This window comes from Acinetobacter sp. Li1LvA2, assembly GCF_056156705.1.
The window spans coordinates 1-703 of sequence record NZ_JBSICF010000031.1; the positions used below are offsets into that span (position 1 = coordinate 1).

1 protein-coding gene is annotated in these 703 nt (G+C 50.1%); it reads left to right on the top strand.

The genetic code is table 11. The features are described from left to right. The coding region (locus ACS604_RS18950; RefSeq protein WP_474772658.1) for a hypothetical protein at nt 1-703 on the top strand (703 nt) is incomplete at both ends.

The following is a 703-nucleotide window of genomic DNA, read 5'->3' on the forward strand; positions in this document are numbered from 1 at the left end:
CGCGCGCAAGATCGCAGAAGTGAATCCGCTGGGTGGCTTGACCCGCTGGGAATACAATGCAGCAGGGTTAGTGACCAAGCTGCAAAGCTATGAAACGGCGGTCAGCTTGCCGGCACAGGCAGGGGGTGCTGTACCAGCGGCACCAGCAGGCAATGTGCGTGTGGTTGAATATGGCTATGACAAGGTCGGCCGCCAGATTAGTGTGCTTAGCCCGAATATCGCAAGCTATGAATATGATAGCCAGGGTAAGGGTGCACTGATCACCCAGAGTGCGATTGAAAAGACCTATTACGATGCGAATGGCAATATCATTCGGGTGGAGGATGCCAAAGGCAACAGCAGTTATAACTACTATGACAAGGCGGGTCGTAAGATTCTGGCGATTGACCAGGAAGGCTATGCGACCAGCTGGAGTTATGGTAATGACCTCAGTAATCTGAATATCCTGACCGAAGTTAAATATGCCAAGAAACTGAGCAGTGCTGTCACGGGTACGGATACCTTAACGAGTCTGACTGCTTTGCTGGTTAAAGATGCAGAGAATGACCGTACCACTGTGAGCACTTATGACAAGCTGGGCCGGGTGATCAAGACCGAGCTGCTTAATGTCAGTTATAGCGATAACGGTGTGCTTAAAACAGCCAGCAGCGTGACTTACTTTACCTATAATGCACTGGATAAGGTCCTCACCAAAAAAGAGAAC